The 231-nt window shown below is 39.4% G+C and carries 1 protein-coding gene; it reads left to right on the top strand.

All coding sequences use genetic code 11. The features are described from left to right. On the top strand, positions 1 to 231 hold a 231-nt coding region (locus R0K30_RS23810; RefSeq protein ID WP_410613533.1), incomplete at both ends, for a hypothetical protein.

Genomic DNA, 231 nt, shown 5'->3' with positions numbered 1-231 from the left:
ACTCTCTTATCTCGGAGCAACAAAAAAGCACAAAACTGTTAGCAGAAGCTGCCGATGAAGCACAATCAAATGAGATTGAGCCTGCACCACAAGCAAACTCAAGCGTATTCAATGAACAACAAACAATTCAAGCTGCGCCAGTTAATAATGCACAAAGTCAAAGTGAACCAACAAGCAGTGATTTAAGCACTATTATTATGATGTTTAATGACGAAAGCTGGGTTGAAATCC

The sequence above is a fragment of the Bacillus sp. SIMBA_154 genome, assembly GCF_046536015.1.
Lineage (GTDB): Bacteria > Bacillota > Bacilli > Bacillales > Bacillaceae > Bacillus > Bacillus pumilus_P.
Note: the sequence above shows the minus strand (reverse complement) of the source record. Positions and strands in the feature narration are given on the sequence as shown.